The organism is Pseudomonas sp. MWU13-3659 (assembly GCF_023757525.1).
GTDB classification, from domain to species: Bacteria; Pseudomonadota; Gammaproteobacteria; order Pseudomonadales; family Pseudomonadaceae; genus Aquipseudomonas; species Aquipseudomonas entomophila_E.
In genome coordinates this window covers 83,956-99,592 of the sequence record NZ_JAMSHW010000004.1, presented here as the reverse complement: position 1 = coordinate 99,592, position 15,637 = coordinate 83,956, and the positions used below count along the sequence as shown (strand labels likewise).

The following is a 15,637-nucleotide window of genomic DNA, read 5'->3' as shown; positions in this document are numbered from 1 at the left end:
TAACATACGCTCGATCAATTCCGGAAGATCTGTATGTCCATTCCATGCTCCCTGCGCCTGCGCCCCTTGGCGCTGCTGGCGCTGATGACCCTTTCCCTGGCCGGCTGCAATGACGCCACCGAACAGGAAGAACAGGCCCCCGCCCCCCAGGTCCGGGTCGAAACCCTCGCTGTCCAGCCGCTGGCCATCAGCACCGAGCTCAGCGGCCGCATCCTCGCGCCACGCACCGCCGAAGTCCGCGCCCGGGTGGCCGGCGTCGTGCTCAAGCGGGTGTACCGCGAAGGCAGCGACGTCAAGCAGGGCGATGTGCTGTTCCTGATCGACCCGGCGCCGTTCAAGGCCGACTTCGACAGCGCCCGCGCCACCCTGGCCAAGGCCGAGGCAACCGTGTACCAGGCACGCCTGCAGGAGCAGCGCTACCGCGAGCTGGTCGACGACAAGGCGGTCAGCCGCCAGGAGTACGACAACGCCCGCGCCGCCTTCCTCCAGGCCGATGCCGCGGTCGCCGAGTCCAAGGCCGCCTTGGAACGCGCACGTCTGAACCTTGGCTATGCCACCGTGACCGCACCGATTTCCGGGCGTATCGGCCGTGCGCTGGTGACCGAGGGTGCGCTGGTCGGCCAGAGCGAGACCACGCCGCTGGCGACCATCCAGCAGTTGAACCCGATCCACGCCGACGTCAGCCAGTCGACCCGCGAGCTCAACGCCCTGCGTCGCGCCCTGCGCGCCGGCGAGCTGAAACAGGTCGGCCAGGACCAGGTCAAGGCCACCCTGGTGCAGGATGACGGCAGCGCCTACCCGCTGCCCGGCAAGCTGCTGTTCTCCGACATCAGCGTCGACCCGAGCACCAACCAGATCACCCTGCGCAGCGAGTTCCCCAACCCCGACCTCGACCTGCTGCCAGGCAGCTACGTGCGCGTGCGCCTGGAACAGGCCGTGCAGCCCCAGGGCATCAGCGTGCCGCAGCGGGCCATCCTGCGCGACAGCGCCGGCGTGCCCAAGGTGCTGGTGGTCGATCACCAGGACCGCGTCAGCGAGCGCCCGGTGACCCTGGGCAGCGCCCAGGGCGACCGCTGGATCGTCAGCGAAGGCCTGGCCCCGGGCGATCGCGTGGTGGTCGAGGGCCTGCAACACGTCAAGGCCGGCGACCAGGTGCAGGTCGACGAGCAACCGGGCGCCACCGCCGTCGCCCAACACAACGGCCAATGAGGGCCTGAGCCATGCCGCAGTTCTTCATCGACCGCCCGGTGTTCGCCTGGGTGGTCGCCCTGTTCATCCTCCTGGTCGGCGCCCTGGCCATCCCGCAATTGCCGGTGGCCCAGTACCCCGACGTGGCGCCGCCGCAGGTGGAAATCTATGCCGTGTACCCTGGCGCCTCGGCGGCGACCATGGACGAGAGCGTAGTCAGCATCATCGAGCAAGAGCTCAACGGTGCCGACAACCTGCTCTACTTCGAGTCGCAGAGCAGCCTGGGCAGCGCCACCATCACCGCCAGCTTCCAGCCCGGGACCAACCCGGACATGGCACAGGTGGATGTGCAGAACCGCCTGAAGGTCATCGAGTCGCGTCTGCCGCGCCCGGTGACGCAACAGGGCCTGCAGGTGGAGAAGGTGTCCACCGGTTTCCTGCTGCTGGCCACCCTCACCTCCGAGGACGGCAGCCTTGATGAGATCGCCCTGTCGGACATCCTCGCGCGCAACGTGATGAACGAGATCCGCCGTATCAAGGGCGTCGGCAAGGCGCAGTTGTATGGTTCGGAACGCGCCATGCGCATCTGGATCGACCCGGCGAAACTGGTCGGGTTCAAGCTCACCCCCAACGACGTGGCCGAGGCCATCGCCGCGCAGAACGCCCAGGTCGCCCCCGGCAGCATCGGCGACCTGCCCAGTCGCCCGACCCAGGAAATCACCGCCAACGTGGTGGTCAAGGGCCAACTGAGCACCCCTGAAGAATTTGCCGCCATCGTCCTGCGTGCCAACGCCGACGGCTCGACGGTCACCGTCGGCGATGTCGCCCGGGTCGAGATCGGCGCCCAGGAATACCAGTACGGCACCCGCCTCAATGGCAAGGCCACCAGTGCCTTCAGCGTCAAGCTGTCGCCCGGCGCCAACGCCATGGAGACCGCGGCCCTGGTCAAGCAGAAGCTCGACGAGCTGTCGCGCTACTTCCCGGCCGGCGTGAAGTACGACATCCCTTACGACACCTCGCCGTTCGTCAAGGTGTCGATCAAGCAGGTGATCAGCACCCTGGTCGAGGCCATGGTGCTGGTGTTCGCGGTGATGTTCCTGTTCCTGCAGAACTTCCGTTACACCCTGATCCCGACCCTGGTGGTGCCGGTGGCGCTGATGGGCACCTTCGCGGTAATGAACGCGCTGGGCTTCTCGATCAACGTACTGACCCTGTTCGGCATGGTGCTGGCCATCGGCATCCTGGTGGACGACGCCATCGTCGTCGTGGAGAACGTCGAGCGGATCATGGCCGAGGAAGGCCTGCCGCCGAAGGAAGCCACGCGCAAGGCCATGGGCCAGATCAGCGGCGCCATCGTCGGTATCACCCTGGTGCTGGTGGCGGTGTTCCTGCCGATGGCCTTCATGCAAGGCTCGGTGGGGGTGATCTACCAGCAGTTCTCGGTGTCGATGGCGGTGTCGATCCTGTTCTCGGCGTTCCTCGCCCTGAGCCTCACGCCAGCCTTGTGCGCCACCCTGCTCAAGCCGCTGGAGAAAGGCGAGCACCATGAGCGCAAGGGCTTCTTCGGCTGGTTCAACCGCCGCTTCGAAGGCATGAGCAACGGCTACCAGCGCTGGGTGACCCACGCCCTGGCCCGCAGCGGTCGCTACCTGCTGGTCTACGCCGCATTGGTCGCGGTGCTGGGCTACGGCTTCAGCCAGCTGCCCACCGCCTTCCTGCCCACCGAGGACCAGGGCTACACCATCACCGACATCCAGCTGCCGCCAGGCGCCAGCCAGGCGCGCACCATCGAGGTGGCGCAGCAGATCGAAGCGCACAACTCAGAGGAGCCGGGTGTGGCCAACACCACGCTGATCCTCGGTTTCAGCTTCTCCGGCAGCGGGCAGAACGCGGCCCTGGCCTTCACCACGCTCAAGGATTGGTCCGAGCGTGGTAGCGACGACAGCGCCCAATCCATCGCCGACCGGGCCACGATGGCGTTCACCCAGTTGAAGGACGCCATCGCCTATGCGGTGCTGCCACCGCCGGTGGATGGCCTGGGCGAGTCGACCGGTTTCGAGTTCCGCCTGCAAGACCGTGGCGGCATGGGCCATACGGCGCTGATGGCGGCCCGCGACCAACTGCTGGAGCAGGCGCGCAAGAGCAAGGTGCTGGTCAACGTGCGCGAAGCTTCGCTGGCGGAGAGCCCGCAGGTGGAACTGGAGGTCGACCGTCGCCAGGCCAATGCGCTGGGGGTGTCGTTCGCCGACATCGGTGCGGTGCTGGACACCGCCGTGGGCTCCAACTACGTCAACGACTTCCCCAACCAGGGGCGCATGCAGCGGGTGGTGGTGCAGGCCGAGGGCGACCAGCGCAGCCAGGTCGAGGACCTGTTGAAGATCCATGTGCGCAACAGCAGCGGCAAGATGGTCCCGCTGGGCGCTTTCGTCAGCGCCCACTGGCGCAGCGGCCCGGTGCAACTGACCCGCTACAACGGCTACCCGGCGGTGTCGATCTCCGGCGAACCGGCGGCGGGCCACAGCTCGGGCGAGGCGATGGCCGAAATCGAGCGCCTGGTGGCGCAGTTGCCGGCCGGCGCGGGCCTGGAATGGACCGGCCTGTCGCTGCAGGAGCGCCTGTCCGGCAGCCAGGCGCCACTGCTGATGGCGTTGTCGCTGCTGGTGGTGTTCCTGTGCCTGGCAGCGCTGTACGAGAGCTGGTCGATCCCCACCGCGGTGTTGCTGGTGGTGCCCTTGGGTGTGCTGGGCGCGGTGCTGGCGGTGACCCTGCGCGGCCTGCCCAACGACGTGTTCTTCAAGGTCGGCCTGATCACCCTGATCGGCCTGTCGGCGAAGAACGCGATCCTGATCATCGAGTTCGCCAAGGACCTGGTGGACCAGAGGCACGACGCGGTGGACGCCGCGATCCAGGCCGCGCGCCTGCGCCTGCGCCCCATCGTCATGACCTCACTGGCGTTCATCCTCGGCGTGGTGCCCCTGGCCATCGCCAGCGGCGCCAGCTCGGCCAGCCAGCAGGCGATCGGCACCGGAGTGATCGGCGGCATGCTCAGCGCCACCTTTGCCGTGGTGTTCGTGCCGGTGTTCTTCGTGGTGGTGATGCGCCTTGCCGGGCGCAAAGCGGCCAAAAGCAGTGCGGTGGCCACACGCGAAGCCTGATTGGACGGACATTCTGATGAGTGAAAGGGTTCCCGGCATCAACTGCCCGGAACCCTTTTTCATGCCAGGCGTCTTCTGAGTGAGCGCAGTACGCTCATCATGGCCTTAGCCGCTGTGCTAATCTTTTGCTTCGTGGATGGAGATCTTCTAGATGAAAACTGCTGCCCGGGCCAGCGCTGAAAGCACGGTCGAGGCGTTGGCCTGCAAGCACCATATAGACGGGGAAACAGACCGTTTCAGCGCCCTTGCCAAAACCATCACCCTGCTTTCTGGCGACGACATCGAGCTGGATCGCACCGAACGCATGATCGTTTCCCTGAAGAAACTTGGGGTTTTGAGCAAAAGCGAAGCATTGAAGCTCGAACTGCAATATTTACGCGAACAATCGAAGCACACCAAGCCCCGCAAGATCAGCGCATGATTTTCGACCCGTTCAACGATTACGCAACAGCAGGGTATCTGCGCAACAGGTTCAAACTCAAAGCCCCTGACGAGATCAAGAAACTGGAGCATCTTTCCTTCGAGTCCAGCCTCGAGGATGCACTTCAATTGCTTGAACACAGTGAACCCATCACCTATGGAACGCTGCTCCAGGTCCACGCGCTACTGTTCAGTGAATTCTATCCCTGGGCAGGTAAAGATCGCGCCGAATTGACGCCGAAGCTCGCAGTTTTCAAGGGTACCGCCAGCGACCCGCACCACACTGTTTTCTGCCCACCCTCCGAAATCCAGCGACTTGTAAGCCATGCGCTGACCCTGAGCGCCGATGTGCAGTACCTCAAGGCGCACCCCGGCGAAATACTTGGCATGCTTGCCGACGCCCACCCCTTTCTCGATGGGAACGGACGCACAATCCTTCTGCTGTTCATGGAGCTTTGCTACCGCGCCGGTTTTGCGATTGATTGGTCCAAAACGACCAAGGATGACTATCTGCAGGCCTTGAGCGACGAAATTCGTGCACCCTCCAAAGGACATCTTGATAACTACCTGCTGCCATTCACGGTCAGCATCCTGCACCGTGATCAATGGCCAGAGATGATTGTCGGGATCAAGGGACTCGATGGGCTGGACAAGGAAAACATTGCCTACGGCAACCTGGACGATCCGGCTATCCAACAACTCTATACCCATTACCGATCACTCTGCCCGGAATCCCTGCTCATGCCCACAGCCCTGCCCCCCTGCTCCATCCTCATCCTCGCCGGTGGCCGTGGCCAGCGCATGGGCGGCCGCGACAAGGGCCTGGTGCCCTGGCACGGCGAACCACTTGTGGCCCATGTGCAACATGTGGTGCGCGAGTTCTCCGACGATGTGGTGATTTCCTGCAACCGCAATCACGAGCGCTACGCCACCTACGCAGACCAGTTGGTGTCAGATGCCGAGGCAGACTTCCCCGGGCCACTGGCCGGGGTGATCGCCGGGCTGAAGGTGGCGCGGCATGAGTGGGTGGTGATGCTGGCATGCGATGCGCCGCTGATTGACGCTGTGTTGATCGAGGATCTGTTGACGTTGGCTGTCGAGCAAGACGGCGCGGCCATGGTGCGCCAGGGGGGGTACTGGCAGCCGATGTTCAGTGTGCTGCCGCGCCGGGTGCTGCCGATGCTGGAGCAAGCGTGGGCAGCCGGTGAGCGCAGCCTGCAGAAAGCCTTGTTGGGGGCGGTGCCGGTACAGGCACTGGAGTGCGCGGAAAATGACCAACGCCTGAGCAACTTCAACAGCCCAGAGCTTTTGCAGTGATCACCACCATGGCCAACACGAACCCGTAGGAGCCGGCTTGCCGGCGAACAAGCCATGACACGTCGGTTGCCTGTAACGGCCCTTTCGCCGGCAAGCCGGCTCCTACGGGACTGTGTCGGCCTTAACACGCAAGCTCGGCGATACTGATCTCGCGCATCCTGAACTTCTGCACTTTCCCCGTCACCGTCATCGGGAACTCGTCGACGAAGCGGAAATGCCGCGGCACCTTGAAGTGCGCGATCCTTGCCCTCGCCCACTCACGCAGCTCATCCTCGCTGGCGGCATGCCCGGGGTGCAGCCGCACCCAGGCGACGATCTCTTCGCCGTACTTGCTGCAGGGCACGCCGATCACCTGCACATCGGCCACCGCCGGGTGGGTGAAGAAGAACTCCTCGAGTTCGCGCGGGTAGATGTTCTCCCCGCCCCGGATGATCATGTCCTTGCTGCGCCCGACGATGCGCACGTAACCCTGCTCGTCCATCACTGCCAGGTCGCCGGTGTGCATCCATCCGTCGCCGTCGATGCTTTCGGCCGTGGCCTTGGGGTTGTTCCAGTAGCCGATCATCACGCTGTAGCCCCGGGTGCACAGTTCACCAACCTCACCGCGTGGCAGCGTGGCGCCCTCGCTGTCGATGACCTTGGTTTCCAGGCGCGGCTGGGTGCGGCCGACGCTGGTCACGCGGCGCTCAAGGTCATCTGCGGCGCCCGTTTGCAGCGATACCGGGCTGGTCTCGGTCATGCCATAGGCGATCTGCACCTCCCCCATGTGCATCTCGTCGATCACCCGGCGCATCACTTCGATCGGGCAGGTGGCGCCGGCCATGATCCCGGTGCGCAGGCTGGACAGGTCGAATTCGCCCCGGCGCGGGTGGTCCAGCTCGGCGATGAACATCGTCGGCACACCGTAGAGCGCGGTGGCGCGTTCCTCGGCGACCGCCTGTAACGTGAGCAGCGGGTCGAAGGCGTCATTGGGGTAGATCAGGGTGCTGCCATGGGTCATGCAGCCGAGGTTGGCCATGACCATGCCGAAACAGTGGTACAACGGCACCGGTACTACAAGGCGGTCGTGCTCAGTGAGGCCCAGGCTCTCGCCGACCATGTAGCCGTTGTTGAGGATGTTGTGGTGGCTCAGCGTCGCGCCCTTGGGGAAGCCGGTGGTGCCGGAGGTGTACTGGATGTTGATCGGCTCGTGGCGGTGCAGGCTGGCCTGGCGTGAGGCCAGAGCCTGCGGGGTGACCGCATCGGCCCGGGCCTGAAGCGCGGTCCAGGCCAGGAAGCCCTTGGGCGGCTCGGCGGCCAGGCTCACCACCCCGCGCAATTCGGGAAGGCGCGCGCAGGCGAGTTCCCCGCAGCCGCTGTCGACAAGCGTGGGTGCCAGTTCCAGCACCATGGCATGGTAGTCGGAGGTTTTGAACGCGTCGGCGCAGATCAGCCACTTGCAACCCGACTGGCTGAGGGCATATTCCAGCTCGCTGGAGCGGTAGGCCGGATTGATGTTGACCAGGATCGCGCCGACCTTGGCGCTGGCGAACTGGGTGATGCACCACTCGGCGCCGTTCGGCGCCCAGATGCCCAGGCGCTCACCGGCTTTTATACCCAAGGCCATCAGGGCGCGCGCATGGCGATCGACGGCCTCGGCCAATTGCCGCCAGGTGAAGCGCAGGTGCTGATGGCGGACCACCAGCGCCTCGCGGTCGGGGAAACGGGCGACGGTGGTGTCGAAGGCGTCGCCGATGCACTGATTGAGCAGCGGTTTGTCCGGGTTGCCCTGGGTGTGGCTTGGCTGGGTCATGGGGTGCTCTTGTTGTTCTTGTGGTGGGTGATGCGGACATAACCCATTGATTTGACGCGCCCTCTGTAGGAGCGGCTTTAGCCGCGATCACCCGCGACACCGCATCGCGGCTGAAGCCGCTCCTACAGGGAAGGCCGCGACACCGAACTAACGGACGAACACCTGCGGCGTGGTGGTCGACATGTCGCCACCCGGCAGCTTGATGTTCCCCACTTTCTCCAACGTATTCGGGTTGAACACCGCCAGGTCGTTGAACGTGCCGCCCAGGTACAACTTGTCGCCGGCCTTGTCGAAGGTCACGCAGTAGTAGGTATGGTCCAGGTTGGCGGCCTTGACCAGCTTCTTCTGCTGGATGTCGTAGCGGGCCAGGCGGTTGAGCACCCCGTACATCTGGTTCGGGTCCTTCGGCGAACGCAGGCCGGTGAAGTACAGCTCGGTGAGTTCGGCGAACTCCTGGGTGTGCGCCTTGCCGGTCTTCAGGTCGATGCTCAGGTAGCCATACTGCGGCTCGGCGGTGGCAGGGTCCTGCTTGGCATCCTTGAACTTGGCAATGGTATAGAGCATCGAGAACTCGTGCCGGGCGCTCTGGTGCGGCCAGAAGTACAGCACGTCCGGCGCGCTGTAGCCGGGGCGGTTCCAGGTGCGCAACGGCAGTGCCACGCTGTACTGGCCGGTCTTCACGTCCATCTTGTAGATGTCCGGCCCGGCCACGTACAGGCTACCGTCATCGGCGGCACGCATCAGGTAGACCTGGCGCGGCATGGGGAAGGTGCGTACGGGCTTGGCCTCCAGCCCATCCGCGGTATTGAACACCTCCAGGCGCGGTGGCTTGACCACATAGTGGTCGTTCAGGCGCTGGCTGGGGTTGACTGTGGCATACACCTCTTTGCCGTCGGGGCTGATGGCGAACGAGTACATCGCCTTGCCCACCTCGCCCGGCACGCTGGACAAGTTGGCATGGAAGGTGGTTTTGCAGGTGTCCAGGTCGATGCCGTAGATATCGGCGAAATGGTTGTTGAGCACGTAGGCGGTGCGGTTGTCCGGCGCCATCATCGCCGTGCCTGGGCCGAACGCATCGGGCATGCGGCAGGTCTTGTACAGCGTGTCGCTGGCCACCTCGACCACGTGCAGGTTGTTCGGGTAGTTGGTGGCGATCAGGTATTCATCGCCGGCCTTCAAGGCCTTGCCGGCGTCGTCGGCCTGGGCCGCCCAGGTGCAGGCCGTGGCGGCGACGGTGAGCGCAAGCTGCGCGCAAAATCCAGGTTTCATGCGGTTTCCCCTTGTCGTTCTATTTGTCTTTCGGGAATACGGTGCCCAGGTTGCGCCAGTCTTCCTGGGAGTTGGTCGCCTGGGCGTTCCAGTCCTGGTAGGTGCTCATCATGTCCGGCACCTGGGCCGGCCACCAGCAGGGGTCGGAGCAGCCGTACAGGTCGGCTTCCATCGGCTGGCACAGCGAGCTGACGCCACCGAAGGCATCCACCTCCCAGCCCGGGTCGGTGGTGGCGGTGCAGCCGGCCACGGCGCTCATGGCCAGCACTTCGTCGACGCGGTCTTCGGCGGCGGCCTGCTCGAGGATGCGCGCCTTGTTGTTCAGCGGTTTGAGGTGCTTCATGTCAATGCGCCTTCCGGGGAGTGATGTAGCGATCGATGAAGGCCGGGTTATGGGCCATGATGCGGCTGTAGACCTCAATGCCGAAATCGACCCAGTCGCGCATCAGCTCGCAGTAGTGGTAGGTCGGGTGCTGCGGGTCGCCGTAGCGGGCGTAGCTCTCGTGGTAGCAGCCGCCGGAACACAGGTTGCGGATGCGACAGCTGTCGCAGCCGGTGCCGCTGCGGTCCAGGCGTTGCGAGAGGAAGTCGTTGAGCTGCGCCTGTTTCACGCCCTGGTGCACATTGCCGAAGGTTGGCAGGCTGGAGCCGGTGAAGCGATGGCAGAGGTTCAGCTCGCCTTCGTGGTCCACGGCCAGCATCTTCAGGCCCGCGCCGCACGGCAACGCCTTCTTGTGGCCTTCGTGGATGTCGGTGATCAGTTGGTGCAGGTTGGAGAAACCGATGTTGCGGTGTTCCAGTGCCGCCTCCAGGTAACGCCGCCCCAGGGCCTTCATGTTGGCGAACACCTGCACCAGCTCTTCGCCGGTGAGGTTGAAGTCGGCCATGTCGCCGGACGTCACCGGGGCGAAGCCCACCTCGGCGAAGCCCAGCTCGTTGAACAGGTGGTGCCAGATGGTCTCGACATCGGTGATGCCGCGGGTCAGCGTCACTCGCGCGCCCACCGGCCGGCTGCGGTAGCGCGACAGCAGCATGTCGGCCTTGCGCCGCACCACGTCGTAGGTGCCCTGCCCGCCCACGGTAATGCGGTTGCGGTCGTGCACGGTCTTCGGCCCGTCGATGCTGACGGACAAGCCGAAGCGATGGGCGTCGAGCCAGTCGACGATCTCCTCGGTGAGCAGCGTGGCGTTGGTGGTCATGATGAACTCGACCTGCTTGCCCGCCTCGGCGAAGCGCCGCTCGCAGTAGGCGACCATGTGCTCGATCAGCGCCCGGTTGGAGAGTGGTTCGCCGCCGAAGAACACTACGCTGTAGCGCACTTCATCGGGTGACTCCTTGAGCAGCATCTCCACCGAGGCCTCGGCGGTGGCGCTGTTCATCTTGCGCCCGGCCGAAGGCTTATCGAGGTCTTCCTTGTAGCAGTAGGTGCAGCTCAGGTTGCAACCGGTGTTGACGTTGAGCACCACGGTGTTCAACGCCGTGCGCTCGACCTGCTTGAGCGCGATCTCCGGGGTCAGCGGCGAGCCGTCGCTGACCACCTCGAGGGCGATCAGCTCGCGCAGGGTTTCCTCGATGTCCTGCCCGCTGAACTGCTGGCCGAGCTGCTGCATCAGCGCCTCGGCGGAGCAGCCCTGGCGACGCAGGGTGTCGATGATGCCGCCGGTCACCGCGTCGGCGGCGAACAGCGAGCTGCTGGGGATATGGAACAGCATGCGGTCGGCATCCACCTGCACTTCATGCAGGTTGCGTTCGACCAGGTTCAGTAGTGCGCCCATGGCGACCTCCCGGTAATCGATTCGTCAGGTTGATGCCTATGGCAGCGGCGGATTGTTCCAGCGCTGCACGGTGACAATCAGGTGCCCCTCGCCCTGCTGGCCGCCATCGGCGAGCGTGGCGATCACCTTCAGGTTGCCGGCGTTGTTGGTCATCATCTTGCGCTCGGGGTTCGGCCCCGCGCCGCCTGGCACGAACACGCCATCTGGTTGCATCTGCCCGGCGAACTTGAGGTCTTCGTCCTCCACAGCCCGTTCATTGAACGGCTCGACCTTCCAGGTGGCAGGCAGGTAGCCAATACGCAATGGCTGGCCACTGGCGTCCTTGCCCCAGGCCTCGGCCTCGAAGCGGCCCTGGACCTTGGGCACCGAGGCGCCGTTCTCGCCGATGCGGGCGATGGAGAATGCCGGCACCACCTTGACCTCATCGACCTTGTCGTACACCGCCAACTGCACGCCCTTGAGCGCGCCCACCGCCACTTCGCGCAGGCCAACAGCGGCATCCTGTGCGGCGCGCGCCTTGACCCGGATGAGTGTCGGGGTCGACTCCAGCACCTCGGTCACCTCCACGCCCGCCCCCAGCACCGGCGTGCCCGACAGGTCGCTGCCCACCAGGGTGATCTCGCTGTCGCCACCGGCTTTGATGAACGCGGGCTGCACCGCCAGCAAGCGGGCCTGGCCGGCCTTGGCGGCACTGAAGTCCAGGCCGCGTTCGTCGTGCTCGGCCTCGAACATGCGGCCTTTCATCTGCCCGTCGATGGCGGCGAACACCTGGCGCAGGTTGGCTTCGCCGACCTTGACGTTGCCGCGCCACTCATAGCCGTTGTAGAGGATCGCCGAACCACTGCCGTTGAACGGCGTGCCGTCGGCATAAGTGCCCTTGACCTCGACCTTGAAGGTGTCGCCTTGGTCGGCGCTGACGCTCATCACCCCACGCACATCGCCCTTGGCCAGCATATGGCCGCTGAACGCCCACTGCCCGGCCAGGGCCTCGGCCTTGGGCCGGTCCTTGAGCCATTCGGCCCAGGCCGGGTTGTCGAGGGGGAAGCGCTTGGCCAGGTCCGGCACCATCTGCTTGAGGGCGATATCCAGCCAGTCACGGTCGCGGGCCTGGGCCTGGTATTCGAGGGACGGCCACTGGCTGAGATGGAAGTTGACCAGGTGCTCCCACTCCTGGGCCGGGCGCCGTTGCAAGGCGACCCGGGCACCGGAGTGGCAGCGCCCGCACATCTGGCTGAGCTGGTCGTCGAAGTGTTCGACGGTGTTCAGCCGACGCTCCATGGCGTAGCGCACACCCTCGGTCTCGCTGGGGGCCAGGCCCTGTTTGTCGGCCAGGTACTTGACCAGGGTGCGGCGGTCGTCGTCGCTGATCGACAGGCCGTGCATCACCTGCATGCGGGCGATGCTCATCAGCCAGCCTTCCGGGGTCTTGCGCTGGTGGCTGATGCGGCTGTAGCTGTCGTTGCCCTCGGGGATATGGCACCCCATGCACTTGTTCTGCAACAGGCTCGGGCCCTGCTCGGCCGCCATGGCCTGGGCGGACAGCAGTGCGGTGGCGACCAGCGCCAGTGTGCCCGCCCGCCGCCGGAGTCGAGTCGTCTTCAAGGTCAGACCTCCACGGTGTTGTTCTTATCGTTTTTCGCACGCTTGGGTACTGCGGTGTGCATGTGACAGTGGCGATACAGGAAGTGTGCCAATAGGGACAAAGATGTTTCGGATCAAGCATTTGGATAGATTCAAGGAACATTTCTACCCGCCATGGGGCGCCGATGAACGTTCCATTTCGCGACTGAGTGTTTCACCTTGAGACACCGGGCCTGCGGTGCAGGCCATCGCCGGCAAAGCCGGCTCCCACAGAGTAGCGAGAGCCGATCTTGCCGGTGAAATAGACGCCACGGTCAACTGTTCCATCGCTGTCTCAACCGCGTCTCAATGTGCAACAGGCTGCTTGTCTCACGAACGCCACCCCAGCCCTGAAAATGTCTAACTATCAAAGTGTTGGGTGAATCGCCGGGGGTTGGCACGGCCATTGCCGATGGCTGTGCACACCCAATGACAAGAGGCACCGCCCCATGCACTCCGAACTGCCCATCCTCCCCGCCACCCGCGCCTTCCTCGCGCGCAAATTGCAGATGCGCATCGGCGCCGACTGGCAGGACGCCGCCAGCGGACGCACCATGACCTTCCGCAACCCGGCCACCGGCGAGGTGCTTGGCGAGGTGCCCGCCGCCGCCGCCGAGGATGTGGACCGGGCGGTGCAGGCCGCCCGCCAGGCCTTCGATGCCTCGCCCTGGAGCCGCCTGCGCCCGCGGGAGCGGCAGAACCTGCTGTGGCGCCTCGCCGACCTGATGCAGCGCGACGCCCAGGAACTGGCCGAACTCGAATGCCTGAACAACGGCAAGAGCGCTGCCGTGGCCCAGGTGATGGACGTGCAGCTGGCCATCGATTTCCTGCGCTACATGGCCGGCTGGGCGACCAAGCTCGAGGGCAGCACCGTCGAGCCGTCGCTGCCGCTGATGCCCAACGACGAATTCCACGGTTTCATCCGCCGCGAAGCCGTGGGCGTGGTCGGTGCCATCGTCGCCTGGAACTTCCCCCTGCTGCTGGCCTGCTGGAAGCTCGGCCCGGCCCTGGCCACCGGTTGCACCCTGGTCCTCAAGCCCGCCGACGAGACGCCGCTGACCGCCCTCAAGCTGGCCGAGCTGATCGACGAAGCCGGCTACCCGGCCGGTGTGTTCAACGTGGTCACCGGCACCGGCCTCGAAGCCGGCGCCGCCCTCAGCCGCCATCCTGGTGTCGACAAGCTGACCTTCACCGGCTCCACCGAGGTCGGCAAGCTGATCGGCAAGGCGGCCATGGACAACATGACCCGCGTCACCCTCGAACTGGGCGGCAAGTCGCCGACCATCGTCCTGCCCGACGCCAACCTGCAGGAGGCCGCCGCCGGCGCCGCCACGGCGATCTTCTTCAACCAGGGCCAGGTGTGCTGCGCGGGGTCCCGGCTATACGTGCACCGCAAGCATTTCGACAACGTGGTCGCCGATATCGCCGGCATTGCCAACGGCATGAAACTGGGCAATGGCCTGGACCCCTCGGTGCAGATGGGGCCGCTGATCTCGGCCAGGCAGCAGGAGCGGGTTACCGGCTACATCGACCTGGGCCGGGAACTGGGCGCCACCATTGCCTGTGGTGGCGAGGGCTACGGCCCGGGCTACTTCGTCAAGCCGACGGTGATCGTCGATGTCGACCAGCGCCACCGCCTGGTGCAGGAAGAGATCTTCGGCCCGGTGCTGGTGGCCATGCCGTTCGACGATATCGACGAGGTACTGCGCATGGCCAATGACAACCCCTATGGCCTGGGTGCGAGCATCTGGTCCAACGACCTGGCGGCGGTGCACCGGATGATTCCGCGTATCAAGTCCGGCTCGGTGTGGGTCAACTGCCATAGCGCGCTGGATCCGGCGCTGCCGTTCGGTGGCTACAAGTTGTCTGGCGTAGGGCGCGAAATGGGGGCGGCAGCGATCGAGCATTACACCGAGTTGAAGTCGGTGCTGATCAAGCTCTGAATCCGCGTTGTCCATGCGATCCAGCGCCGCTGCGCGGCGCATCGCGGATGAATCCGCTCCTACAGGGTACCGAAGGCGCGCAACCATGGCGGTATGTTGCAACCGGTGTAGGAGCGGATTCATCCGCGATGCGTCGCGCGAGCGGCGCTCGATTTCGAGACCGCTGCATGATGCTCGCCTGGCAACTGGATCAAAAGCGCCCTCTGCCAACCGCCTACCGAGGCTCACTCCTGATGCTGCTGTTGCTTCCACAACGCCAGGTTCTGCGCCAGCCACTGCTCGGGCAACGGGCTGGCGACGATCTCCTGCATCTTTTCCGCCATCTGCTTGCGCAACGCCGGCTGGTTACAGGGCGCATTGCGCGACAACGCCAGGTACAGGCCCTCGCTGGAAACCGGCGGGTCCAGTACTTCCAGGCGCTTTTCCATGCCCTGGGTCTCGGCCAGCGCCATGCCAGGGTATCGCTCGTAGATCACATAGTCGTTGCGCTTGAGCAGCAGCTTCTGGAACGCCTGCGCCGCGCTGGGCACCGCCTCGAGGTTGAGGTTGGCCCGGGCGTAGTCATCGAACTGCTGGCCATAGCTGTTGTTGACCAGCGTGCCGCCGCTACGCCCTTTCAGGTCCGCCCACCCCGAATAGTTAAAGCCATCGCCCTGGCGCACCCAGACCACACTGGGGGTGTTCAGGAAGGCCGGCTTGATGAAATCCATGGCCTGCTGCCGCGCCCGGGTCAGAAAGTACCCGGCCAGCATGTCGATGCGCCCGGTGCGCACCTCTTCCTGGGCGCGTGACCAGGGGCCGGCATACACCACATCGACCACCAGCCCCAGTTCTTCTGCCAGGTGCTTGAGCAAGTCGGCGTTGGCACCGATCAGTTGTTCGGGATTATGCGGATCTCGCCAGAGATACGGGGGGTACTCGGGGTTGCCCGTCGCCTTCAGGTGCCGGCAGTCATCCGCCGCCTGCACGCCCATGGCCGTCAGCGCCAGGACCAGGCACAAGGACTGGCACACATTACGTCCGCTCATTTGCGACCCTCGGCTCATTGGACATTCGGTGGAAGTGAGTGGACGGGGTCCAGTGCCTCTCAGGGCACAAATGGCACATTCTGCACGACAAATGGCCACTAGCCACTCCCCACTGGAGCCTCAGTGCTGC

At 64.9% G+C, this 15,637-nt stretch carries 11 protein-coding genes and 1 pseudogene; 6 read left to right on the top strand and 6 right to left on the bottom strand.

Translation table 11 applies throughout. The features are described 5' to 3' along the window. The first annotated feature begins 33 nt into the window (after positions 1-33). The 5 genes and pseudogenes from NGM28_RS07400 to mobA all read left to right on the top strand — a co-directional run bounded on the left by NGM28_RS07400 (position 34) and on the right by mobA (position 6,080). The gene (locus NGM28_RS07400; protein WP_240063084.1) at positions 34-1,209 is read left to right on the top strand and encodes an efflux RND transporter periplasmic adaptor subunit; all 1,176 of its coding nucleotides are present in this window, start codon (positions 34-36) and stop codon (positions 1,207-1,209) included. Between the two features lie 11 nt (positions 1,210-1,220). Further along, positions 1,221-4,343: a multidrug efflux RND transporter permease subunit gene (locus tag NGM28_RS07395; RefSeq protein ID WP_252089452.1), complete on the top strand. Its 3,123-nt coding sequence runs from the start codon at positions 1,221-1,223 to the stop codon at positions 4,341-4,343. Positions 4,344-4,494: 151 nt separating this feature from the next. Then, positions 4,495-4,764 (top strand): hypothetical protein, encoded by a 270-nt coding sequence (locus tag NGM28_RS07390; RefSeq protein WP_240063086.1) that lies wholly within the window; start codon positions 4,495-4,497, stop codon positions 4,762-4,764. Next, a pseudogene (locus NGM28_RS07385) lies at positions 4,761-5,483 on the top strand (Fic/DOC family protein); the annotation flags it as partial. The gene NGM28_RS07390 and the pseudogene NGM28_RS07385, both read left to right, overlap by 4 nt. 21 nt (positions 5,484-5,504) lie before the next feature. Beyond that, positions 5,505-6,080, top strand: coding sequence for a molybdenum cofactor guanylyltransferase MobA (gene mobA / locus NGM28_RS07380; protein ID WP_240063174.1), 576 nt, complete (start codon positions 5,505-5,507; stop codon positions 6,078-6,080). A 121-nt stretch (positions 6,081-6,201) separates the two neighbouring features. On the opposite strand, the gene NGM28_RS07375 is transcribed toward mobA, so the two are convergent. The 5 genes from NGM28_RS07375 to peaA all read right to left on the bottom strand — a co-directional run bounded on the left by NGM28_RS07375 (position 6,202) and on the right by peaA (position 12,518). Further along, a complete protein-coding gene (locus NGM28_RS07375) occupies positions 6,202-7,872 on the bottom strand; it encodes a fatty acid CoA ligase family protein (protein ID WP_252089450.1) in 1,671 nt (556 codons plus the stop codon). 147 nt (positions 7,873-8,019) lie between these two features. Next, positions 8,020-9,141 (bottom strand): quinohemoprotein amine dehydrogenase subunit beta, encoded by a 1,122-nt coding sequence (gene peaD / locus NGM28_RS07370; protein ID WP_252089449.1) that lies wholly within the window; start codon positions 9,139-9,141, stop codon positions 8,020-8,022. A 19-nt stretch (positions 9,142-9,160) separates the two neighbouring features. After that, positions 9,161-9,484 carry a quinohemoprotein amine dehydrogenase subunit gamma gene (gene qhpC, locus NGM28_RS07365; RefSeq protein ID WP_248920259.1) on the bottom strand — a complete coding sequence of 108 codons (324 nt, stop codon included), beginning with the start codon at positions 9,482-9,484 and terminating at the stop codon, positions 9,161-9,163. A gap of 1 nt (position 9,485) precedes the next feature. Next, positions 9,486-10,916: a quinohemoprotein amine dehydrogenase maturation protein gene (gene peaB, locus NGM28_RS07360; RefSeq protein ID WP_252089448.1), complete on the bottom strand. Its 1,431-nt coding sequence runs from the start codon at positions 10,914-10,916 to the stop codon at positions 9,486-9,488. Between the two features lie 36 nt (positions 10,917-10,952). Continuing rightward, on the bottom strand, positions 10,953-12,518 hold the full coding sequence (gene peaA / locus NGM28_RS07355; protein WP_252089447.1) for a quinohemoprotein amine dehydrogenase subunit alpha: 1,566 nt from the start codon (positions 12,516-12,518) through the stop codon (positions 10,953-10,955). Between the two features lie 467 nt (positions 12,519-12,985). On the opposite strand from peaA, the gene NGM28_RS07350 reads away from it, so the two are divergent. Continuing rightward, positions 12,986-14,479: an aldehyde dehydrogenase family protein gene (locus NGM28_RS07350; RefSeq protein WP_252089446.1), complete on the top strand. Its 1,494-nt coding sequence runs from the start codon at positions 12,986-12,988 to the stop codon at positions 14,477-14,479. Positions 14,480-14,703: 224 nt separating this feature from the next. On the opposite strand, the gene NGM28_RS07345 is transcribed toward NGM28_RS07350, so the two are convergent. Beyond that, positions 14,704-15,507: a substrate-binding periplasmic protein gene (locus tag NGM28_RS07345; RefSeq protein ID WP_240063093.1), complete on the bottom strand. Its 804-nt coding sequence runs from the start codon at positions 15,505-15,507 to the stop codon at positions 14,704-14,706. Between the last annotated feature and the right edge of the window lie 130 nt (positions 15,508-15,637).